Source organism: bacterium (assembly GCA_035945995.1).
GTDB lineage: Bacteria > Sysuimicrobiota > Sysuimicrobiia > Sysuimicrobiales > Segetimicrobiaceae > DASSJF01.
Genome location: DASYZR010000050.1, coordinates 1 through 21,621 on the forward strand (window position 1 = coordinate 1; position 21,621 = coordinate 21,621).

The 21,621-nt window shown below is 71.4% G+C and carries 25 protein-coding genes; 12 read left to right on the forward strand and 13 right to left on the reverse strand.

Annotated elements, in window-relative coordinates; translation table 11 throughout:
- Positions 1-751: divergent polysaccharide deacetylase family protein (locus tag VGZ23_04855; protein ID HEV2356925.1), on the forward strand; the 751-nt coding region annotated here is incomplete at its 5' end.
- Between the two features lie 96 nt (positions 752-847).
- The gene (locus VGZ23_04860; protein HEV2356926.1) at positions 848-2,356 is read left to right on the forward strand and encodes a leucyl aminopeptidase; all 1,509 of its coding nucleotides are present in this window, start codon (positions 848-850) and stop codon (positions 2,354-2,356) included.
- Here the strand turns inward: VGZ23_04860 and VGZ23_04865 are convergent.
- A complete protein-coding gene (locus VGZ23_04865) occupies positions 2,329-3,021 on the reverse strand; it encodes an aquaporin (GenBank protein HEV2356927.1) in 693 nt (230 codons plus the stop codon). The two genes, VGZ23_04860 and VGZ23_04865, sit on opposite strands and share 28 nt — an antisense overlap.
- A 124-nt stretch (positions 3,022-3,145) precedes the next feature.
- Here VGZ23_04865 and VGZ23_04870 point away from each other — a divergent pair, with 124 nt between their 5' ends.
- The 4 genes from VGZ23_04870 to VGZ23_04885 all read left to right on the forward strand — a co-directional run bounded on the left by VGZ23_04870 (position 3,146) and on the right by VGZ23_04885 (position 6,262).
- Positions 3,146-4,909 (forward strand): adenine deaminase C-terminal domain-containing protein, encoded by a 1,764-nt coding sequence (locus VGZ23_04870; protein HEV2356928.1) that lies wholly within the window; start codon positions 3,146-3,148, stop codon positions 4,907-4,909.
- 56 nt (positions 4,910-4,965) lie between these two features.
- Complete coding sequence (locus VGZ23_04875) at positions 4,966-5,484, forward strand: DinB family protein (GenBank protein HEV2356929.1); 519 nt, start codon at positions 4,966-4,968, stop codon at positions 5,482-5,484.
- Positions 5,485-5,543: 59 nt separating this feature from the next.
- Positions 5,544-5,912 (forward strand): VOC family protein, encoded by a 369-nt coding sequence (locus VGZ23_04880; GenBank protein ID HEV2356930.1) that lies wholly within the window; start codon positions 5,544-5,546, stop codon positions 5,910-5,912.
- A 212-nt stretch (positions 5,913-6,124) separates the two neighbouring features.
- Positions 6,125-6,262 carry a hypothetical protein gene (locus tag VGZ23_04885; GenBank protein ID HEV2356931.1) on the forward strand — a complete coding sequence of 46 codons (138 nt, stop codon included), beginning with the start codon at positions 6,125-6,127 and terminating at the stop codon, positions 6,260-6,262.
- A gap of 171 nt (positions 6,263-6,433) precedes the next feature.
- On the opposite strand, the gene VGZ23_04890 is transcribed toward VGZ23_04885, so the two are convergent.
- Genes VGZ23_04890 through VGZ23_04925 form a run of 8 tightly spaced genes read right to left on the reverse strand, consistent with a single transcriptional unit; the run spans position 6,434 to position 12,145 of the window.
- Positions 6,434-7,903: an aldehyde dehydrogenase family protein gene (locus VGZ23_04890; GenBank protein HEV2356932.1), complete on the reverse strand. Its 1,470-nt coding sequence runs from the start codon at positions 7,901-7,903 to the stop codon at positions 6,434-6,436.
- Between the two features lie 20 nt (positions 7,904-7,923).
- Positions 7,924-8,718 carry a CoA-transferase gene (locus VGZ23_04895; protein ID HEV2356933.1) on the reverse strand — a complete coding sequence of 265 codons (795 nt, stop codon included), beginning with the start codon at positions 8,716-8,718 and terminating at the stop codon, positions 7,924-7,926.
- A gap of 1 nt (position 8,719) precedes the next feature.
- The gene (locus tag VGZ23_04900) at positions 8,720-9,634 is read right to left on the reverse strand and encodes a CoA-transferase (GenBank protein ID HEV2356934.1); all 915 of its coding nucleotides are present in this window, start codon (positions 9,632-9,634) and stop codon (positions 8,720-8,722) included.
- A 27-nt stretch (positions 9,635-9,661) separates the two neighbouring features.
- Entirely contained in the window at positions 9,662-9,889 is a 228-nt protein-coding gene (locus VGZ23_04905) for a hypothetical protein (protein HEV2356935.1), read from the reverse strand.
- Positions 9,886-10,653 (reverse strand): Phenylacetic acid catabolic protein, encoded by a 768-nt coding sequence (locus VGZ23_04910; protein HEV2356936.1) that lies wholly within the window; start codon positions 10,651-10,653, stop codon positions 9,886-9,888. The genes VGZ23_04905 and VGZ23_04910 overlap by 4 nt, the downstream gene beginning before the upstream one ends.
- A complete protein-coding gene (locus tag VGZ23_04915) occupies positions 10,646-10,873 on the reverse strand; it encodes a hypothetical protein (GenBank protein HEV2356937.1) in 228 nt (75 codons plus the stop codon). Before VGZ23_04915 ends, VGZ23_04910 begins: the two co-directional genes overlap by 8 nt.
- Before the next feature lie 22 nt (positions 10,874-10,895).
- Complete coding sequence (locus VGZ23_04920; protein ID HEV2356938.1) at positions 10,896-11,210, reverse strand: metal-sulfur cluster assembly factor; 315 nt, start codon at positions 11,208-11,210, stop codon at positions 10,896-10,898.
- Positions 11,210-12,145, reverse strand: a complete 936-nt coding sequence (locus VGZ23_04925) for a Phenylacetic acid catabolic protein (GenBank protein ID HEV2356939.1) — start codon at positions 12,143-12,145, stop codon at positions 11,210-11,212. The genes VGZ23_04920 and VGZ23_04925 overlap by 1 nt, the downstream gene beginning before the upstream one ends.
- Positions 12,146-12,237: 92 nt before the next feature.
- Between VGZ23_04925 and VGZ23_04930 the strand changes: the two genes are divergently transcribed.
- A complete protein-coding gene (locus VGZ23_04930) occupies positions 12,238-13,140 on the forward strand; it encodes a PaaX family transcriptional regulator C-terminal domain-containing protein (GenBank protein HEV2356940.1) in 903 nt (300 codons plus the stop codon).
- On the forward strand, positions 13,137-14,018 hold the full coding sequence (locus VGZ23_04935; GenBank protein ID HEV2356941.1) for a GNAT family N-acetyltransferase: 882 nt from the start codon (positions 13,137-13,139) through the stop codon (positions 14,016-14,018). The genes VGZ23_04930 and VGZ23_04935 overlap by 4 nt, the downstream gene beginning before the upstream one ends.
- A gap of 5 nt (positions 14,019-14,023) precedes the next feature.
- On the opposite strand, the gene VGZ23_04940 is transcribed toward VGZ23_04935, so the two are convergent.
- Together VGZ23_04940 and VGZ23_04945 are read right to left on the reverse strand one after the other, a co-directional pair.
- Positions 14,024-14,803 carry an enoyl-CoA hydratase/isomerase family protein gene (locus tag VGZ23_04940; protein ID HEV2356942.1) on the reverse strand — a complete coding sequence of 260 codons (780 nt, stop codon included), beginning with the start codon at positions 14,801-14,803 and terminating at the stop codon, positions 14,024-14,026.
- Positions 14,804-14,865: 62 nt separating this feature from the next.
- Entirely contained in the window at positions 14,866-16,515 is a 1,650-nt protein-coding gene (locus VGZ23_04945) for a benzoate-CoA ligase family protein (GenBank protein HEV2356943.1), read from the reverse strand.
- A 134-nt stretch (positions 16,516-16,649) separates the two neighbouring features.
- Here VGZ23_04945 and VGZ23_04950 point away from each other — a divergent pair, with 134 nt between their 5' ends.
- A complete protein-coding gene (locus VGZ23_04950) occupies positions 16,650-17,225 on the forward strand; it encodes a gamma carbonic anhydrase family protein (protein ID HEV2356944.1) in 576 nt (191 codons plus the stop codon).
- A gap of 25 nt (positions 17,226-17,250) precedes the next feature.
- A complete protein-coding gene (locus tag VGZ23_04955; GenBank protein ID HEV2356945.1) occupies positions 17,251-18,450 on the forward strand; it encodes an amidohydrolase/deacetylase family metallohydrolase in 1,200 nt (399 codons plus the stop codon).
- Between the two features lie 157 nt (positions 18,451-18,607).
- Here VGZ23_04955 and VGZ23_04960 read toward each other — a convergent pair whose 3' ends face one another.
- Complete coding sequence (locus VGZ23_04960; protein HEV2356946.1) at positions 18,608-19,582, reverse strand: alpha-ketoacid dehydrogenase subunit beta; 975 nt, start codon at positions 19,580-19,582, stop codon at positions 18,608-18,610.
- Between the two features lie 60 nt (positions 19,583-19,642).
- A complete protein-coding gene (locus VGZ23_04965) occupies positions 19,643-20,692 on the reverse strand; it encodes a thiamine pyrophosphate-dependent dehydrogenase E1 component subunit alpha (protein ID HEV2356947.1) in 1,050 nt (349 codons plus the stop codon).
- A 126-nt stretch (positions 20,693-20,818) separates the two neighbouring features.
- Between VGZ23_04965 and VGZ23_04970 the strand changes: the two genes are divergently transcribed.
- Complete coding sequence (locus VGZ23_04970) at positions 20,819-21,313, forward strand: pyridoxamine 5'-phosphate oxidase family protein (protein HEV2356948.1); 495 nt, start codon at positions 20,819-20,821, stop codon at positions 21,311-21,313.
- Entirely contained in the window at positions 21,310-21,618 is a 309-nt protein-coding gene (locus VGZ23_04975; protein ID HEV2356949.1) for a cupin domain-containing protein, read from the forward strand. The genes VGZ23_04970 and VGZ23_04975 overlap by 4 nt, the downstream gene beginning before the upstream one ends.
- Positions 21,619-21,621: the final 3 nt, after the last annotated feature.

Below are 21,621 nucleotides of genomic sequence, written 5' to 3' on the forward strand. Positions count from 1 at the left end.
CGTGCCGCGGCCGCCGCGCGAGAATCCCGAAGACTCCCAGAGCCCCGCCGTCGCGCCCGCGCCAAGCGGCGTCCCCCCTGGAGGCGCCGGGCGTGCGCGGGTGGCGGTGATCTTCGACGACGCGGGGTACAGCCTGCAGACCGCGCGCGAGGTGATGGCGCTCCCGCGGCCGGTCACGATCTCGGTGCTTCCGGGCCTGCCGTTCTCCACGCCGATCGCGGAGGAGGCGGCGCGCCGCGGGGTGCAGGTCATCCTCCATCTGCCGGTACAGCCGGACAACCCGGGGCTGGCTCTGGGACCGGGCGGCATCACCGTGGACATGAGCGATGATGCCATCGCGCAGACCGTGGCGTCGGACTTCGCGTCGGTCCCCGGCGCGGTCGGGACGAACAACCACATGGGCTCCCGGGGGACGGCGGATCCGCGTGTGATGCGCGCGGTGCTCGGGGTGGTCAAGGCGCGCCGCGTGTTCTTCATCGACAGCCTGACGTCGCCGCGGTCCGTGGCGGCCGAGACGGCGCGGACGATGGGCGTGCCCACCGCCGTGCGGGCGGTGTTCCTCGACAATCAGGACGACGAGACCTACGTGCGGGGCCAATTCCACGCCCTCATCCGGGTGGCGCAAACCCACGGGCAGGCGATCGCCATCGGCCACGTCGGCAAGGTGACCGCGCGCGTCCTGCGCGAGATGCTGCCGGAGTTCGACGAGGCGGGCATCCGGTTCGTCTTCGTGTCGTCCCTGGTCCACTGAACAGTTTGCTACAATAACACCGCGCACAACGCCGCCGTGCCGGCGCGCGGGACCTGCCGGCCGTCGCGGCTCATATTCCGCCACCGGGAGGCGCCAATGCGAGTCACGACGGCCGACACGCTCCCCCACGCCACGCCCTGCGACCTTCTCGCGCTCGCCGTCCCCGAGCCCGGAACGCTCGACGGCGACGCCGCGGCGGTCGACCGCCACCTCGGCGGCAGGTTGGGGGAGGCGGCCCGCGCCGACGCCTTCACCGGCAAGCGGGGCCGCACGCTGCTCCTGCACACGCTCGACTCGCCCTTCCGGCGGGTGCTCCTCGTCGGCACCGGCCGCGACCACGGGCCCGAGGCCGTCCGCCGGTACTCGGCCGTCGCGGTGCGGGCGGCCCGCGACCTCCGCGCCGCCCGGGTGGCCGTCGCCGTGCCGCTCGAAGACACCGCACGGGGCACGGGCGAGGCGGATTCGGCCGGCGAGCGGGTCCGCGCCGCGGCGGAGGGGGCCGGCCTCGCCGCCTACCGGTTCGACCGGTACCGCAGCCAGGACAACGGCGCGCCCGACGAGGCGGTGGTGCTGGCCCGCGGCGACGCTGCCGCGGCCGCGCGCGCGGTGCGGCAGGCGGACATCGCCGTCGCGGCGACCTCGCGCGCCCGCGACCTCGTGAACGAGCCGGCGAACGTGGTGACGCCGGCCGCGCTCGCGCAGGTCGCGCGGGAGATCGCGTCGCGTGACGGGCTGGACTGCCGGATCATCGAGCTCGACGAGGCGCGGGAGATGGGAATGGGCCTGTTCGCGGCGGTGGCGGCCGCCAGTTCGCAGCCGGCCAAGTTCATCGTCCTGGATTACCGGCCGCCCCAGGCCGGGACGCAGGCCGCGCGCACCGTGGCGCTGGCGGGCAAAGGCATCACGTTCGACAGCGGCGGCCTTTCGATCAAGACCGCCGGCGGAATGGCGACGATGAAGAGCGATATGGCCGGCGCCGCGGCGGTGCTGGCGGCGATGGGCGCGCTCCGGGAGCTGGCCGTGCCGGTGCGGGTGCTCGGGATCGCCGCGGCGACCGAAAACATGATCAGCGGGCACGCGACGCGTCCCGGCGACATCGTCCGCGGGCTCGGCGGCAAGACGGTGGAAATCAACAACACCGACGCCGAGGGCCGGCTGGTGCTCGCGGATGCCCTGGCCTTCGCCGTGCGCGACGGCGCCGCCGAGATCATCGACCTCGCCACGCTCACCGGGTCGTGCGTGGTCGCGCTGGGGGATCACACCGCCGGGTTGATGACCAACGATCAGCCCCTCGCGGACCGGCTGCTCCGGGCGGCCGGGGCCGCCGGTGAGCAGTTGTGGCAGCTGCCGATGTACGAAGAATTCACCGAGGCGATGCGCGGCGAGATCAGCGATCTTAAGAACTCCGCCGGCCGCGAAGGCGGCGCGGAGCGCGCCGCGGCCTTCATGGGCGAGTTTGTCGGCGGGACCCCGTGGGCTCACCTCGACATCGCGGGCCCCGCGTTCGCCGAGGACCGCAAGGGACCGCCGTACGTGCCGCCGGGCGGCACCGGCTACGGCGTCCGGACGTTGCTGCGCTACCTCGAGTCGGCGCCGGGGAGGTAGGCTCCCCCGTACAGGGCGCCCGCCGCCGCCCCGCCGAGCAGCGGACCGATCCAGTAGACCCACTGATCGGCCCAGGCGCCGGACCAGAGCGCCGGACCGATGGCGCGGGCGGGATTCACCGCCGCGCCGGTGAGCGCCCCGAAGGCGAGAATGTCCATCGTGATCGTGAGTCCGATCGCGAGGCCGCCGATGCGCGGCGCCGCGGGATGCACCACGGTGCCGAACACGACGGTGACGAGGAAGAACGTCCCGATCGCCTCGAGCAGCACGCCGGCGCCCGCCGACACCCCCGTCGCGAGCGACGGCGTCCCGAAGTGCGCGGCCGCGATGGCGGCGGGCGGATACGCCGCCTGCAGCGCCGCGCCGCCGAGCCACGCGCCGAGGAGCTGCGCAATCAGGTATGCGAACGCCATCCCGAGCGGCATGCGGCCGGAGACGGCGAAGCCGCACGTCACCGCGGGATTGAAGTGCCCGCCGGAAATCACCCCCAACGCCGAGACCATCACCGCGATCGCGAGCCCGTGCGCGAGCGCGACGCCGAGCAGCCCGACGCCGCCGTGGGTCACCTCGTTCGCGATGATCGCGCCCGCCCCGGCAAAGATCAGCGTGAACGTGCCGATGACCTCCGCGAGCAGCGGCTTCCACGGCGCCTGTGTCTGTGCCATACGCACCCCCATCGGGCGGTTGTTCTCTTCCTTCCCCGTCGCGGGCCGCCGCTTCCTCTCCCGGCGTCCGCGGCCGGGTTGCGTGGTAGACTGAGGCCATGTGCGCCGCGATCGGACGGCCGGCGTGAGGCACACGACCCGCACGCTGGAGGAGATGCGGCTCCTCCTGGACGTCGCCGCGGGGCGCCGGCCGGCCGAGACCTACCTCGACGGCGCGACGCTCCTCAACGTCTACAGCGGCGAGCTCTATCCGGCGAACGTCGCCATCGCGGGCGGCCGGATCGCGTACGTCGGCCCGGGCCGCGCGATGGTGGGGCCCGACACGCAGGTGCTGCGCTATCCGGGGAAGATTCTGGCGCCCGGGTACATCGACCCCCACACCCACGTCACCGGGATGGCCACGCCGGTGGAGTTTGCGCGCGAGGTGCTCCGCACGGGTACTACGGCGCTGGTGGCCGACGCGATGCAGTTCATGCTGCAGACGCCGCCGCCGCGGATTCCGGCGCTCCTCGAAGCGCTGGCGGCGATGCCGGTGCGCCTCGTGTGGGCCGTCCGGCTCCACGGGGCATCGCACTTGCCGGACGAGTCGAGGTTCTCGCTGGAGCGCGTGCGCGCGCTGCTCGCGCTCGACGTGGTGCGGACCGCCGGCGAAGTCACCCGGTGGCCGGCCGTCTACTACGGCGACGAGGACCTGCTGGGAAAGATCGCCGCCGCGCTGGCGGCGGGACGCCGCGTGGACGGGCACGCCCCGGGGACGTCGTACGACCGGCTCGTGGCGCTCGCCGCGGCGGGATGGTCATCCGACCACGAGGCGATCACGGCCGCGGAAATCACGAACCGGCTGCGCGCCGGGATGTACACGATGCTGCGGCACTCGTCGCTCCGGCCGGACGTGCCGGCCCTGGCCGAAGCGGTCACCGCCGGGCGCGCGCGCTCGGGGCGGCTCATGCTGACCGCCGATGGACCGGAAGCGGTGACGATCGCCCGCGAGGGATATCTGGACCACGTGATCCGCCAGGCCATCGGCGCGGGAATCGAGCCGATCCTCGCCTACCAGATGGCGACGCTCGCGCCCGCCGCCTACGTGGGGTTGGACGAGGATATCGGCGGGATCGCGCCGGGCCGCCGGGCCAATATCGTCGTGCTGGACGACCTGCGCGAGCCGCGCCCCTCGACGGTGTTCGCCGACGGCCGGATCGCGGTCCAAGACGGCGTCTGCCTCGCGACGCTGCCGGAGATCGATTGGTCCGGCGTCATGCCGGCGCGGTTCTCGCTGTCCTGGGAGCCGGCGCCCGACTTGTTCGAGCTGCCGGCCCCCGCGGGCGCCGGAGGCGGGAGCGTTCCGTTCCCGGCGATCGTGCTCGAGAACAGCGTCATTACGCGCCGGCACGACGTCGCGATGCCGGTGCGCGGCGGACGGCTCGAGGTCCCGGCGACGCTCGTCCGGCTCGCCCTGTTGGACCCGCGCGGGCGGTGGATCGTCCGGGGAGTGCTCGGCAACTTCGTGGACCGGCTCGGCGGGCTCGCCTCCACGTTCAACGTCACGGCGCATCTCATCGTGCTGGGCCGGCAGCCCGCCGACATGGCCCTCGCGGCCCGCCGGGTGCTGGCGCTGGGCGGCGGCATCGTCGCCGCGGAGGACGGCCGGATCGTGCTCGAAGTGCCGCTGCCGATCGGCGGCATCATGGCGGCGGACCGCTTCCCCGTCATCGCCGAACGGGCGGCGGCCCTGTACGCCTTCCTCCGCGCGCGCGGGTACCCGCACGCGGACCCGCACTACACGCTCCTGTTCCTGCCGCTGGACTCGCTGCCGGATCTGCGCGTCACCTACCGCGGGGTGTGGGACGTGCGGCGGAGCCGCGTGCTCGTGCCCCGCCACGACCTCTAGCGCACGGCGTTCGGCCGCGTCGAAGAGGAGTTCTTTCGGAGGAGGAGCGTCTTCTCATGGCAGCGCCGACACACGGAGACCACGCCGCGCGAACGCCCGGCGCCGGGCCGATGGCACGAGGCGACATCGTCCGGTTTCGGGACGACACCTTCGGGACACGGAACTGGGGTCACAAGGGGTTGCGGCTGGCGCTGCGCCGCCTCTCGCTTCCCGAAGCCGTCTGGAAACCGGGCCCGGGCCTGCACTCGGTGTGGGAACAGATCAATCACGTCGCCTACTGGAAGCGCTACGTGCGGGAGCGGATCCGCGGACGGAGCCGGCAGACCAACCAGGCGTGGCCGCCGGCGGGACGCACGGCCGCCGGCCTCAGGCGCGCGATCGCCGGGCTCGAGCGCCTCCACCGCGATCTGCGGCGCGACGTGCTCGCGCTTCCGGCCGAGGCCTACGAAACGCGGGGCGGACCGCGCTACTCGGCGACGCAGCTGCTCCTCGGGGAAGCGGCCCACGACGCCTATCACATCGGCCAGATCTTCCTCACCCGGAAGCTCTACCGGCGCCGCCGCCGTCCGGCCTGAAGGCGTTCAGGAACAGATAATGTGCTATTTCCCAGTGTGACGAAAGGGGGGAGCGAAGCATGTTCGACAAAATTGCCTTGATATCAATTCCCGTAAGGGATCAGCAAGTAGCGAAGTCGTTTTATACAAACGTCCTGGGCTGTAAAGTGGTCCAAGAGATGCCATTCGGAACGCCAGATACCCTGTGGATTCGATTGGCCTTGCCAGGAGTTGAAACAGAGATCGTACTGGTCACGTGGTTTCCACAAATGGAACCCGGCGGCGTGCAAGGTCTTGTGCTTACCACCCACGATATCGGCAAGGCACACGCTGAACTCAAGAAACGCGGGCTTGAGATTTCCGCAGTCAAGGATCAGCCGTGGGCACGCGAAGCCACATTTTCTGATCCCGATGGAAACGGCTGGGTACTGCAGCAGTCAACATCGTAACAACCGATTGAGGCACCCTACTGACCGAATCGACGGAGCCGGTTGGAGATCTCCGGTTAGTCACCCGGCAGCGGCAGGCGTCGAAGCGGAACGGGCGAGGCGTGGATTGCGATCTTCTACGAAGCCATCGACCGGCTGCCCCTGGGGACGGTCGGCGCGATCGAGTTCTTGGGCAAGGAGGATCCGCCGGTATCGACCGGCTCGGTGCGGCCATGCTGGTCGCGATGATCGCGGCGCTCCCGATCGGCATCCGTGAGGCCGTGCCGGCGTTGCTCAGACGCATCCCGCGCGGCAGGGCCGATGCGGCATCGGCGAGATCCACGATTCGCCAACTGGAAGCCCTTTACTGAGACCTGCACAAATAATGTCCTAATCGCAGCGTGGGTCCAACGCAGGGCCGAGCGGCCCGCGGCGAGTGTGACGGGCCGCCGCCACGCAATTGACCCCGGTCATTCTTTACCGTTTCTTTACGCGGCAAACGGCGGCGGCCCCCGGGGACCGCCGCCGTGACGCGCAGCGGCCTACTTCTCGATCTGGATGTTCACGTGCTTCAGCTCCGTGTACTCGAACAGCCCCTCGAGCCCGTACTGCCGTCCTACCCCGGACTGCTTGAAGCCGCCCATCTCGGTGGACTGGTACATCTTGCCGAAGGTGTTCACCCAGACCGACCCGGCCCGGACGCGTGTGGCGATCCGGAGCGCCTTGTTGATATCGCGGGTCCAGACGGCGGCGACGAGCCCGTAGCGGGTGTTGTTCGCGATCCGGATCGCGTCGTCCAGATCCTTGAACGTCGTGATGCCCATGACCGGCCCGAAGATCTCTTCCTGGGCAATGCGCGCGTCCGGCGACATCTCGTCGAAGACCGTCGGGGCGACGAAATAGCCCTTCGCCAGGTCGCCGTCGGTGAGCCGGTGCCCGCCCACCAGCAGCCGCGCTTCCTTCTTGCCGAGCTCGATGTACCCTGTGATCTTCTCGAGCTGTGAGGCCGAGATCACCGGGCCGACCTCGACGCCCTTCTCCCAGCCGGGCCCGACCTTCATCTTGGGGACCATCTCCTGGATCCGGCTCACGAACTGCTCGTGCACGCTCTCTTCGACCAGCACGCGCGTGCCCGCGATGCAGATCTGTCCGGCGTTGTAAAACGACGCCGCGTTGATCGCCCCGCGGATCGCCCGCTCGAAGTTGGCGTCCGCGAACACGATGGTCGGCGACTTGCCGCCGAGTTCCAGCGACACCTTCTTCAGGTTGCCGGCGGCGAGGCGCATGATCTCGCGGCCGGTGGACGTGTCGCCGGTGAACGACACCATGTCCACGTCGTCGTGCCGGGCCAGCTCGGCGCCGACCGGGTCGCCCGGGCCGGTGATGATGTTGACGATGCCCTTCGGAAATTCGTCGATCCCTTCGATGATCCGGCCGAGCTCGACGGTCGAGCCGGCCGTGTAGCTGGCCGGCTTGACGACCACCGCGTTGCCGGCCGCCAGCGCGGGGGCGATCGCGCGCGCCAGCAGCGCCAGCGGCGCGTTCCACGGCACGATGATCGTCACCACGCCCACCGGCTCGCGCATGATCATGCTGATGCTGTTCGGCTGCGGCACCTGGGAGCGGCCGAAGATCCAGCGCGTCAGCCCGGCGTAGTAACTGGTCGTCTCCCCAAGACGCAGCGCCTCGCCCCGGCTGATCGGGAAGGGCTTGCCGCTTTCGCGGGTCAGCAGCGTCGCCAGCTCCTGATGCCGCCCGCGGACGGCGTCCGAGAACTTGAACAGCGCCGCGGTCCTCGCGTTCGGGTCCTCGCGCCACTCGGTGGTCTCGAACGCCGCGCGCGCCGCCCGCACCGCGGCGTGGGCGTCGTCCACGGCCGAGCGCTGGGCGCGATAGAGCAGTTCTCCGTTGGCGGGGCTGCGCACCTCGAAGAGTCCGCCCTCCGAATCCCGCCATTCTCCCGCGATGAAGTTGCGGTAGGTCGTCACCTGCTGCGCCGTTGCGTCAGGCATTCCCGTCCCTCCTCTACCCGTTATCCCGTCCACGTCCCGGCCGGATCGAACCGCCGCAGAACCGCCAGTTCCTCCGCGGTCGGCGCCGGCGTCGTTTCGAGGCGGGGCGCCACCGCGAGATCCCAGCCCGTCTGCGCCCGCACGTCCTCAACGGTCACACCGGGATGCACGCTTTCCAGGACCATTTCGTGCGACCCGGAGGCGAACCCCAGCACGGCGAGACTCGTGATCACCCTGGCCGGACCGCCGCGGGCGAGCCCCACCTCTTCGCGCCACCCCCCGCCGCCGCCGTACCCGGGTGACGTGAGGTACCCGACGCGCTCCGGAAACCGCCGGCGTTCGTGCTGCATGATCACGACCGTGCGGCGCGAGAGCGCGGCGATATCGGCCGCGCCGCCGCTCCCCGGCAGGCGCACACGCCGGCCGCGCTCCTCGACCCAGGTCGTATTGAGGTTGCCGAACCGGTCCACCTGGGCGCCGCCGAGGAAGCCGACGTCCACGCGCCCGCGCGCGAGGTGCCCCATCACCTCGAGCAGCGTCGTGCACATCACCGCCCCCACGATGTTGGGTGGATCGCCCATCGTGATGAGGGCCCCCGCCGGGGGGGTATCGCGGACGACCCCGTTCTCGAACAGGCCGACGGCGCGGGGGGCGTGTGTGGCCTTGGCCAGCGCGAACCCGAGCAGCGGCAGGCGCATCCCCACGAAGACGACTTCGCCGTCGCGAATCTCCCGGGCCGCCGCCACGACCATGACCTGCCGCGCCGTCGGCGTGACCCGGGACGCGGCCGGATGGCCCGTCTTGCGGGCGCGCATGTCAGAGACCGTAGTTCACCGGTGCCGCGAGGCGCGCCGTCCGCGGACGCAGCCCCTCGACGCGCGATGCGCCGAGCCGCGCGAGGTACGCGTCGTGGTCCCGCACGCCGGTCACCATGCGCTCGAGCCACCCAAGGAACCCCTCGCGCGTGCGCGTCTCGGCGTGATACTCGTCGTAAAACCGGTCGTCGCGGTTCACGTACCCCTGCGCGGGCGAAGGATGCGATCCGCACGGCACGACCGAGACCGCGCTCACGAGAAAGCCGGGGATGAGCGTCCGGTTGGGATCACTGCGGATGACGGCCGCCTCGACCAGTTCCTCGCAGGTGAGCAGAACGCGGCGCGCCGCCCGCGCCGCCTCGAGGGTCACGCCGAGGTTGCCCCACAGGTGTGCGTTGCCGTCGGCGTCGCACCGCTGGACGTGCAGAATCGCAAGATCGAGTTCGAGGGCGCCCACGCCCAGCAGGCGATCGCCCGTGAATGGACAGGTGATCTCCCTGAGGCGGCGGTGGCCGCGCAGAATGTCGCTGCCCAGCGCGGTCCGCGACGGCAGGTAGGGCACGCCGCGGGCGGCCGCGTCGAGCGCCAGGGCGACCGTCATGTTGGTGTGGTCTTCGACCGCGAGCGGCCCCGGCACGCCCTCCTCGACGGCGCGCCGGAAGTTGTAGGCGATCCCGGCGCCGACGTTCCCCACCCAGGCCGCGATGACGCGCGCGACACAGCCGGCCCCGATCAACTGGTCGAAGAGAATGTCCGAAATCGGTCCGACGAGCGTCAGCTCACGCCGGCCCTGCCGGATGAGCTCGTGCCCGGCCGCGAACGGAATGCACGATTCGAGGCCGGTGCCCATGGCGATGATCGCGCCGTCGGGCACATGGCGCGCGACCGCCTCGCGAAGCGGCATGACTTTCGGCACGGTGCGAAACCCCCTCGAAACGTCGGCTCACCCCCGCCCCCGCCGGGGGGCGGGGGCAGGCCGGGGGGGCGGAGGCGGGGGGACGGCGGCCGGCGGCTCGGTGCCCCACTTCACCTGCTCGAACGCGCTGCGGCAGCCGCGGCAGTAGTACTGCGACGTGAGTGCCGACGAGCCGAAGAGGCTCAGCAGTTCCGTCTCGCCCGATCCGCAGAAGGGACACGCCGGCATGGCGGGCCCCGCGGCGTCCCCGGTCACCGGCGCATCCTCCGCACGTGTTCGTCCCATCGATCCCACGGCAGCGGCGCGGCCGGCGCCCAGCCCTCGCCCGCCCGGCCAAGCGCCGCCTCGACCCCCGCGGCCGCCAGGACCGGTCCGAGATAGCCGAGGAAGCGGGCGCGGACCTCCTCGCCCGCGCCGGTGAGCACGCCCGCCTCGACGAGCGGGCGCAGCGCGCCCCCGTCCTTCGGCCCGAACCAGCAGAGGACATCGTCCCACACGTCGCGGAGCGCGGCCGCGAGGCGCGCGCGGACGTCGGGACCCTCGGCGGCGAGCTGCCCGAGCCAGCTCTGGCCGTGGATCGCGTGGTAACGCTCTTCTTCGATGATCTTTCGGGCCCGCTGGCGGAGCGGAAGGTACCGGGAGTCGAGGGCGGTGTCCAGCACCAGCGCCAGCGCGCGATCGAGCGTCAGGTTGGCGACGATCAAGTGCGGCCAGCTGGGAAACGCCGCGTTCACACACTCGACCGTCCGCGCATCGGCGGCGGACCATTCGTGCTCGGATCGCCGCGGCGCGCCCGGCAGTTCCTCGAGCAGGCCGTACAGGACCCGGGCATGGCCGAGCTCGTCCTGGGCCATCGCGGTGGCCGCCACGCCGGCTTCGATGGTGGGGCCGCTGCTGCACCACTCCGCGTACCGGAGGCCGAGGGCGTGCTTGTTATCGGCGAGCGCGACCACCAGGCCGACGAGCGGCGCGACGGACGCCGCCGGCAGCGCCGAGGGCCGGTCGAGGAGCTCAGGCATGCGCGTCGACCGCCTCGCCGCGGACGTCCTCTACGGCGATGATCGCGCGGCGGGGGACGACGTACATTTCGAGCCAGGACTCCTCGTCGTAGATGCTGCGCGCGTAGACGCGGGCCAGCGCGTCGCCGGGCGCCGCGATGGACCCGACGTGGCGGAGGGGCTCGCCCTCCACCCGCCGCGCAAACACCTCGTAGACGGGCTCTTCGCCGATGGGCTGCATCGTGGCTCCTTCCGGCCTGAGCCTAGACCGCGACGCCCCAGCGCCGGAACTGCGCGCGGGCCGCGTCGCTGAGCCGCTCCTTCGTCCACACGGGATCCCACGTCGTCGCGAACACGACGTCGCGCACGCCGGGCAGCCGGCGGAGACGGCCCCGGATGTCGTCCCGGATCATGTCCATGCACGGGCAGGCTGTCGACGTGAAGGTGAGCGTCACCCGGACGACGCCGTCCGCGATCGCAATGCCGCAGACGAGGCCCATGTCGACGATGCTGACCGGCCACTCGGGGTCGGCGACGTCGCGCAGCGCCGTCATGACCTGCGCCTCCGTGACGATCATCAGTGGGTGCCCGCCAGCATGCGCATCTCCCGACGGCCGCGCTGCAGCATCTCGATGAACATCGCGTTGCCCGGCCCGCGCCGCTTCCACCGGACCAGGACCTGGTCCCACGTGATCGGCCGGTCCATGAGCCACCGGCGCTCCTCCTCGTCGAAGTCCACCGGCAGCGGGTAATCAAGCACGTATGTGTCCGACGGGGTGTCGTGGTGCGCGGGTACCACGAAGCCGAGACTCTCGCACAGCGGCACCGCGGTGCGCAGCCATTGCTGGCGCAGCTGGTCGTTGGTGCTGCCCTTGAGCTTGTAGGCGATCTGCTTGCCGTGCGTCTTCAACGTGTCCGGCAGCCCGAACCACTCGACGGTCATGGGAAACATCCAGTCGATCGCCCGCTGCACCTCGCCGCGCGCGCCGCCCCCGGCGAGCCGCCGCATGCCGTTTTCGCCGTGGCGCAGGTGGAAATTTTCCTCCTTGTCCACCTTGGCGAGCGCGCGCCGCCACGGTCCGTAACTGCAGTTCCGGTAGACGTCGCCGAGCAGCACGAACCCCGCGCGATCGTAGAACGCGTTCGCGACGATGAGTTCGACCCACGAGCGCAGCGGCACGTCGAACGCGTAGGGGTGCTTGAAGGACGTCGGCGCGCGGTCGTAGATCAAGGCCTCGGTGTCCACGCCCAGATCCTGCAGAATCCGGTACCCGATGTGGGCGTGGCTCAACTCGTCCTGGATGATGGCGAGCGCCGAGATGAGGTTGTTCATCGACGGCGAGTTCTTGGCCGCGGTGTAGTAGCTGGGCGCGCTGATCATCTCCGTGTCGGCGGACACGGTGAGGATGTGGATGAGCGTGCGCCGGTAGTCGTCGCTCATCTCCGCGGGACTCTCGATGATGTGCCCCTGCTGGATGCGCTCGACGACCTGATCGTCGGCCGGCGTGGCCATCGCCCGACCTCCCGGGTGGCGCGCCGGCGTGCCCCTCGTCGAGGACGCCTGCGCAGAAATGCCACGTTTTTTACACGAACGACGTCATTTGCGTGTATACTCATTATACCACAATGACCCGGCGCGCGAGCGCCCGCTCGCTCCTCGTGACCGTCTGGGGCGACGCCGTCCGTTCCCGCAGGAACGAAGTCGGCGCGTCCGCCCTGATCCGGCTCATGGCCCCGCTCGGGCTGTCGCCGCGCGCGGTCCGCGCGGCCCTCTCGCGGATGACACAGCGGGGATGGCTGCATCACCGGCACACCGGCCGGCGGGCGTTCTACGCGCTCACGGCCTCGGGCGCCCTGCGCCTCGAGCAGGGCGTGCGGCGGGTCTACCGGGCGGCGGCCGAGCCCTGGGACGGCCGGTGGCGCGTTTTCACCTACACCATTCCCGAGGGGCGGCGGGCCGTCCGCGACCGGCTGCGGCGCGAGCTCGTCTGGCTGGGGCTCGGGCCGCTCTCCCGCAGCACCTGGGTCACGACGCGCGACCTGGGGACCGTGCTGCGCCAGTTGAGCGACGCGCGCGGCCTCGACGGCGGCGTCGCCCTGTTCGAGGCGACCCATCTCGGGCCGGCCGACGACCGCGCGCTGGCCGAGCGGTGCTGGGACCTCGCGGCCATCGCCGCCCGGTACCGCCGGTTTGTCAGGCTCATGCGGCCGCGGGCGGCCGCGCTCCGCCGCCGGCTTCGACGCGGAACGATCTCGGACGCGGCGTGCTTCGCCGAGCAGATCGCGCTCGTGCACGAGTACCGCAAGTTTCTGTTCGTCGATCCGGGCCTTCCGGACGATCTCTTGCCCCGGCGCCGGCCGGACCGCGACGCCGCCGCGCTGTTCCGCCGCACCCACGCCATGCTCGCGCCGCGGGCGGGCCGGTTCGTGGCCCGCGCGTTGGACCTGGAGGACGGGCTGCGCCGGGGCGCGGCGCGCGCCCGCGGCAACGGAGCCGCGCGGTCGTGAACGCCGTCCGCTACGGCACGCCGCAGGCGTTTCTCGATGCCGCCGAGCCGTTTCTCCTCCGGGACGAAGCGGGCCACAACCTGCTGCTCGGGATCCCGGCCCGGCTCGCCGCGCGGGGCGTCCGCGCGGGGCGCGGAGCGGGCCCGGGCGCCGCCGCCGGCGTCTATCTTGCGACCGCCGTGCACGGCGGCGAGATCGCCGCGGCCGCGATGATGACCCCGCCCTGGCGGCTCGTGCTCTCGCACACGGCGTCCGCCGACGCCGTGCGCTGCATCGCCGAAGACGTTCGAACCGTGCGCCCCCTCCCGCCCGGCGTGCACGGTCCCGATCTCATCGCCGCGGAGTTCGTCGAGGTTTGGGAGCGTCTGACCGGCGAGCCGGCGCGGCCTGTCGTGCGCGAGCGGATCCACCGTCTCGATGAGGTACGGCCGGTCCCCGCGGTCGGCGGCCACCACCGCCGTGCGGAGGAGGCCGAGCGGGCGCTGCTTCTCGAGTGGCTGTCCGCGTTCGCCGCGGAGGCCTTCGGCGACGACCGGCGGCCGCCGAACGAAGCCGAGAGCGTCGTCGACAGCCGCCTGGGAAGCCCGACGGAGGGACTGGTGCTGTGGCACGACGGCGGGCCGCGCTGCCTCGCGGGCTACGCCGGCCCCACCCGGCACGGGATCCGGATTGGTCCCGTGTATACGCCGCCCGAACACCGCAATCGCGGGTACGGCACCGCGTGCGTCGCCGAACTGAGCCGCCTCATGCTCGCGCGCGGCCGGCGGTTCTGCATGCTGTTCACCGACCTCGCGAACCCGACGTCCAACCGGATCTACCGCCGCATCGGCTACGAGCCGGTCTGCGACGTCGCGGAATACCGGTTCCTGCGGCCCTAGCGGCCCTAGCGGCCCTTGAATTCCGCCGGGCGCTTCTCCGAGAACGCGCGCACCCCTTCGACGCCGTCCTCGGTGATGAAGGATCGGAACAAGGCCTCCCGCTCGTAGGCCAGCGCGTCGTCGAGCGCCATCTCGAGGCCCCGGTTGACCGCGAGCTTGATCAGCCCGACCGCCACCGTGGCGCTGCGCGCCAGTGTGGCCGCGTACTCGGCGGTCTTCGCAAAGAGGTCCTCGCCGGGGAACACGCGGTCGACGAGGCCGAGGGCGAGCGCCTCGTCCGGCGAGACCGCCCGCCCGGTGATCATGAGGTCGAGGGCGCGGCTCTTGCCGATCAGACGCGGCAGGCGCTGCGTGCCGCCGTTGCCGGGAATGATGCCGAGCGTGATCTCCGGCTGGCCGAGCCCGTACGTACCCGCCGCGGCAAACCGCAGGTCGCAGGCGAGCGCGATCTCCATCCCGCCGCCGAGGCAGTGCCCCCCGATCGTGGCGATGAAGACCTTGGACGTCGTTTCGACGCGGCGCAGCACTTCGTGCATGTGCGTGATGAACATGACTTTGTCGTCGAGGCTCGACGAGGCGAACCACTTCACGTCCGCCCCCGCGGAGAAGAACTTCGGCAGGGTACTCCTCACGATGACCGTCCGAATCGCGGGGTCGTCGCGCGCGCCGTCCACGGCGGTCCGGAATTCCTCCGCGAACTGAGGGTTGTAGGCGTTGGCCGGCGCCCGGTGCAGCGAGATGACTCCGACGGCGCCCTCCCGTTCCAGGCTGATCATCTCTCCCATTAAGGATCCCTCCAGTTGGGCGGCCGCGCGCCGGACGGCCCCGCGCTTTGCGCGGGGGCAGCCTAAGACGGCGCCGAGGTCGCGGACCGGGTCAGGCGCTCGCGCAGGCGAAACCGCTGAATCTTCCCGGTCGCGGTCTTGGGCAGCTCCGGCAGGAACTCGATCCACCGCGGGTACTTGAACGCGGCGATCTTGTCGCGCACGAATGCCTGGATCTCGCGCGCCAGCGCCTCCGACCCGGTGTAGCCGGTCTTGAGGACGACGAACGCAAACGGCTTCACCAACTCGTCTGTGTCCGCGCATCCCACGACCCCGCACTCGAGCACCGCGGGGTGTTGGATCAGGGTCGCTTCCACCTCGGCGGGAGAGACCCACTGTCCCCCGGCCTTCAGCATGTCGTCCGAGCGGCCGCAGTACCAGAAATAGCCGTCGTCGTCCCGGTAGTACTTGTCGCCGCTGCGGAACCATTCGCCGGCGAAGGCATGCCGGGTCTGCGCGTGTTTGTTCCAATAATAGGCCGCGATGCTGTCGCCGCTCACGAGCAGGTCGCCGATGTCGCCGGCCGGCAGATCGCCGCCGGCCTCGTCCACGATCCGGACCCGATACCCCGGCACGACCTCGCCGCTGCTGCCCGGGCGCACGCGCCCCGGCCGGTTGCTGATGTAGATGTGCAGCGCCTCGGTCGAGCCGATGCCGTCGAGGATCTCCACCCCGAATCGCTCTTTCCACCGCGCAAAGATCGCCGCCGGAAGGGGTTCGCCCGCCGACACGCACCGCCGCACGCCGTCGAGTGTGGACGGACCGTCCGCGGCCAGCATCGCCGCGTAGGCCGTCGGCACGCCGAAGAACAGGGTCGGCCGGTACCGCCCGATCAGGCCGAAATACGTGGCGGGATCGAAGCGCCCCGGGTGCAGGACGGTCGCCGCGCCGACCCGCATCGGGAAATACAGCGCGTTGCCGAGCCCGTAGGCGAAGTACAGCTTGGCGATCGACAGACAGACGTCGCGAGGTTCGATGCCGAGCACGCCCCGCCCGTACAGTTCGGCGCACCACAACATGTCGTGGTGCAGGTGCACCGTCCCCTTCGGCGCGCCCGTGCTGCCGCTGCTCCACAGCCAGAAGGCCGGCTCGTCGCGGTGGGTCGGCGCCGGCGCCAGCGTGGGCTCGGCCGCCGCGAGCAGATCGCTGAACCGGTGCCGCGCGAACCGGCCCCCGGCCGGCGGGTCCACGGCCGCCGCGCTCCCGGGCGCGGCCCCGCCGTCCTCGACGACGACGACGTGGCGGAGGTCGGATGCGCCGGAGAGGACGGGCTCGACGAGCGGGAACAGGCTCTCGCTCACCGCCAGCACGCGCGCGCGGCTGTCGCGAAGCATGTACGCGTAGTCGTGGGGCCGCAGCGCGGTGTTCGTCGGGACCGGTACCGCGCCCAGGCGAATCGCGCCCCAGAACAGCGCGGCAAACTCGGGACCGTCGAGGACCAGCAGGAACACCCGCTCCTCGGGCCGCACCCCCAGCCCGCGCAAGCCGTTGCCGGCCCGGCCAACCTGCGCCGCAAGATCCCCGTACGAGATCCGGCGGTCGCCGGCGAGAATCGCCACCGCCCGGTCGCGGCCTTCCTCGAGATGATGGTCGATGAAGGCCGTCGTGACGTTGAATGCCTCGGGGATATCCAGGGCGAGCTCCATCGCGCGGTCGCTTTCGCCTACCCTCACGCCGTCTCCTCCGCCCCCCGGGGGCCGCAGGCCGGGCGCGGGCCGGTCACGAACCGGCAGTCGAGCGGGCCCGTAGCCCCGCACGCCCGCAGCACCGTACGGTGCCGGGTCTCGATGACCGAGGAGGAGCCCCGATGATCCTGCCCTTCGGCGACCGCACGCCCCGCATCGCGCCGAGCGCGTTCATCGCCCCCACGGCGACGATCATCGGCGACGTGACGATCGGCGAGGAATCGAGCGTCTGGTTCGGCGCGGTGCTGCGGGGCGACGTCGGCCGGATCGAGATCGGCGCGCGGACCAGCGTGCAGGACAACGCCGTGCTGCACACGACCGATCGGATCCCGACGGTCGTCGGCGACGGCGTCACGATCGGCCACGGCGCCGTGCTCGAGGGCTGCACGATCGAACACGGCGCGCTCGTCGGCATGAACGCCGTGATCCTGCACGAGGCGGTGGTCGGCGCGGAAGCGGTCGTCGGCGCCGGCAGCGTGGTGACCGACGGGACCAAAATCCCGCCGCGCACCGTGGCGGCCGGATCACCGTGCCAGGTCCGCAAGCCGCTCGAGGGCGTCGCGGCGGAGTGGATCGCGCGCGCCGGCCCCGCCTACGTCAAACTCTCGCGCCGGTACCTCGCGGAGCGCGGCGCGGCATCGTCCGCGGCCGCCCGCCCGCCGGACGGTCGCGCGGCCGAAGGCCCGGTCCCGGGATAACGGGATCGGGAGAGGGGCGCGGATCATGCCGGACTACGATCTCCTGCTGACGGGCGGCACGGTCATCGATCCCGACGCGGAGGGCGAGATGCGCCGTCTGACCGCCGACGTGGCCGTCGCGGGCGAGCGTATTGCCGCCGTGGGACCGTCACTCCCCCGGGACGGCGCGCGCCGCGTCGTCGATGTGTCCGGCCGGCTCGTCACGCCGGGATTGATCGACCTGCACACCCATGTCTATTGGGGCGGCACGTCGCTCGGCGTGGATCCGGACGCGCTGTCCGCCGCGTCCGGCGTGACGACGCACGTCGATGCCGGAAGCAGCGGCGCCGGCAACTTCCCCGGCTTCCGGCGCCACCTGATCGAGCGCGCGCGCGCGCGGATTCTGCCGTTCCTCAACATCAGCTTTGCCGGCATCTTCGCGTTCTCGCGCCGCGTGATGGTGGGAGAATCGATCGACCTGCGCCTGCTCAACGTCCACGAAGCCGTGCGCGTCGCCGCGGAGCACCGCGACCTCGTGCTCGGGATCAAGGTGCGCCTCGGCCTCGTCGCGGGTGAAGGGCGGGGGCTCGCGCCGCTGCACCTGGCCCTCGCGGCCGCCGAGGCCCTCGGCGTGCGCATGATGGTACACACCGACATGCCGCCGCCAACGCGCCGCGAGGTGCTGCCGCTCCTGCGCGCCGGCGACATCCTGACCCACGCCTTCCGGCCGTTTCCCAACGGGCCGACCGTCGACCCCCCCTCTGAAGCGGAGCAGGCCGGCGTCACCGGCCGGATCCTCCCCGAGTTGTGGGAGGCCCGGGAGCGCGGCGTCGTGATCGACATCGGCCACGGCATGGGAAGCTTTTCGTTCGAGAGCGCCGAGGCGTGCCTCGCACAGGGCTTCCTGCCCGACGTGATCAGCAGCGATGTGCACGCGTTGTGCATCGACGGCCCGGCCTACGACCTGCCGACCACGATGTCCAAGCTGCTGAGCCTCGGCATGCCGCTCGAGCGCGTGATCGCCGCGGCGACGACGGCACCGGCCCGGGCCATCGGCCGGACCGATCTCGGCGCGCTGCGCCCGGGCGGACCGGCCGACGTGACCGTGCTCGACGACCAGACCGGCGCGTTCCCGTTCATGGACGTCACGGGCCGCACGATGACCGGACGGCGCCGGCTCGTCCCGGTGCTGACCGTGATCGGCGGACAGATCCTCGAGGCGGAGGAGCCGCGCCCGGCACGCTGATCCCGGCCTCACGCGCGGGCAAGACCACGCTGACCGTCCACCAACGCTATGCGCTCGAGTCGTGGGCGACGCGCGGAGCCCCCGAGGGATGGGCGCAGAGTCTCGACCAGCTCGCCGAGTACCTCGCCGGGGGGGGCGGCGGTCTGAGCGGCCGGGCTCAGTAGGCCGCCAGCCGGCGGATCGCGTCGGCGATCTCGGCGACCGTCGGCTGAAACGCCGCTTCGAGGCCGGGGTTGTGCGGCACCGGCGCATCCTCACTCGCAAGCCGGAGGACCGGCCCGTCAAGCGAATCGAAGGCCTCCTCCGCGATCAGGGCGGCGAGTTCTCCGCCGATGCCGCCCGTCCGGACCGCCTCGTGGACGATGAGCGCCTTGCCGGTCTTGCGGACCGAGCCCAGAATCGCCTCGCGGTCGAGCGGAGCGAGCGTGCGAAGATCGAGCACCTCGGCGGCGATCCCATCCGGCGCCACCTGGTCGACCGCCTCCACACACTTGTGGAGCATCCAGCCGTACGAGAGCACGGAGAGCGCCGTGCCCGATCGGACGAGGCGCGCCCGTCCGATCGGCGTGACGAATTCGCCGTCGGGCACCTCCTCGCGCCGGTAGCGGTACAGGTGCTTGTGCTCGAAGTACATCACCGGGTTGGGATCGCGGATCGCGGCGACGAGGAGGCCCTTCGCGTCCTCGGCGAACGCGGGGGCGACGATCTTAAGCCCCGGGGTGTGCGCAAACCACGCCTCCATGCATTGCGAGTGAAACGGTCCGCCCTTGACGTCGCCGCCGTACGGCATGCGCAGCACAAGCGGCAGCGGCGTCCGGGTCCGCCAGTGAAATTTCGCCGCCACGTTGACGACCTGCGTGAACGCGTCGGTCACGAAGTCGGCGAACTGCATCTCGACGACCGGCCGCATTCCCATCACCGCCGCGCCTATCCCGGCGCCGACGTTCGCCGATTCGGCGAGCGGCGCGTCGATGACCCGCCAGGGACCGAACTCGTCGAGAAATCCGTCCGTGATCTTGAAGGCGCCGCCGTACACGCCGACGTCTTCGCCGAGGACGAAGACGCGGGGATCGCGCCGCATCTCGTCACGGAGTCCCTCGCGAATCGCCTCCAAATAGGTTAGCTGCGCCACACACCCTCCCCCGGCCGGGGTGCGCGCGCCGGGCCGGCTCCCCCGGCGCCTCCGCGGCCGTCATTCCTCGGCGTACACGCCCTCCGCGACGGTTCGGGGATCGGGCTCCGGGCTGGTCTCGGCCCACGCCAGCCCGTCCTCGACGTCCCGGGCGATCCGCGCCCGCATCGCCTCATCGGCCTCCGCGGACAGCACGCCGTCGCCGCGCAGCCGCTGCTCGAACAGGACGATCGGATCCCGGCCGGCCCATTCGTCGAGCAGCGCCTTCGGCACGTACGAAGACTTGTCGGCCTCGCTGTGGCCGCGCACGCGCATCGTGCGGCACTCGATGAGGGTGGGACCGCCCCCCTCCCGCGCCCGGTCCACCGCCTCTTTTGCCGCGCCGTAGACGGCAAGCAGATCGTTGCCGTCCACGGCGACGCCCGCGATGCCGTACCCGACGGCCTTGTCGACGAAGGCCCGCGCCGCGGTCTGCCGGTCGAGCGGCGTGGAGTACGCGTATTGATTGTTTTCGAGCACAAGCACGAGCGGCAGGCGGAACACCGCGGCGAAGTTGACCCCCTCGTGCCAGGCGCCGGTGCTCGTCGCGCCGTCGCCGAAGAACGTCAGCACCACCCGCGGTTCGCCGCGCTGGCGGCACGCGAGCGCCATGCCCGCGGCGACCGGCACCGAGGCGGCCATGTGGCTGATGAACGGCAGGACGCCGCGCCGCGGATCGCCCATATGGATATTGCCGTCCCGTCCGCGCGTCGGCCCGCCCTCCCGGTCGAGGAACTGCGCGAAGACCTCGCCGGCCGTGATCCCCCGCATGAGGTACGCCGCGAGGTCGCGGTGCATCGGAGCCAGCAGATCGTCCGGACCGAGCGCGGCGGTCGCGCCGGCGGCGATCGCTTCATGTCCCCACCCGGTAAAGTAGGCGCCCGGGATCCGGCCTTGATAGTAGAGCTTGATCCCGCGATCCTCGATCGCGCGCTGGAGGCGCATGTAGTAGAGGAGCTCCAGCAGGCGCTCCGGCGCGAGCGTCGCGCGCCCCGGCGGGGGCAGATCGGCCTTGCGCAACGTCTCGACGTTGGCGCCCCGAGGCGGCTCTCCCGAACGTCCCGTGCTCATGAGCCACACATTCTACACCCGCTAGGGACGGGCCTCGTGTGTCCCGCCCCCGAGGCGGCGGGCGGCGCGGCCGTCTGTTACGCTGGTGGCACCGCCGGTCGGCGGACGCGCGCGCGGAGGTGCACGATGGAAGACCCCGGCCGTGCCCGGGAGGCCGAACCGAAGGCGTCCCGGCCGCAGATGGACGGCTACGGTGTGCCGCCGGTATCGGAAGGAATGTTACCGTGGGGCTGGGCGCGGGAGCGCCTCGTGAGATCACACAATTACTGGCTCACGACTGCGCGGCGCGATGGAGCACCCCACACGATGCCGGTGTGGGGCGTGTGGGTGAACGGCGCCTGGTATTGCAGCACAGGCGCCGGGAGTCGCAAGGGGCAGAATCTCGCGGCGAACCCACGCTGCGTGGTGTGCAATGAAGATGCGGCGGAAGCGGTGATTGTGGAAGGTGTTGCGCGCAGGCTACCCGACTCGGAGATTCCGCCTCAGGTACCCGTTGACTACCGGGCGAAGTATGGCTGGGAACTGGAGGGATCCGTGTTCGAGGTGCGACCGCGCGTGGTGTTTGCCATGCCCGAGAAGCAATTTCCCGCGGGCGTGACGCGCTGGACCTTCGGGCAGTGAAAACGGTCCGCGCGAGCGCGGCCACGGGGTTTTTCCGGGTGGTGGCCGGCACGCCGAGGTCGCAGGCCGCCACGATGGTGCTCCAGCCCGGGCGGGCGACCGGCGGGGACGACAACGTCCACGCGACATCGGACCAGTGGCTCTACGTCATCGCCGGACACGGAGAAGCGACGGTCGACGGCCGCACCGTCGCCGTCGACGCGGGGCACCTCCTGCTCATCGAAGCCGGCGAACGCCACGAGATCCGCAACACCGGCGATGGGCTGCTCGTCACGGTCAACGTGTATGCGCCGCCGGAGTATTAAGGG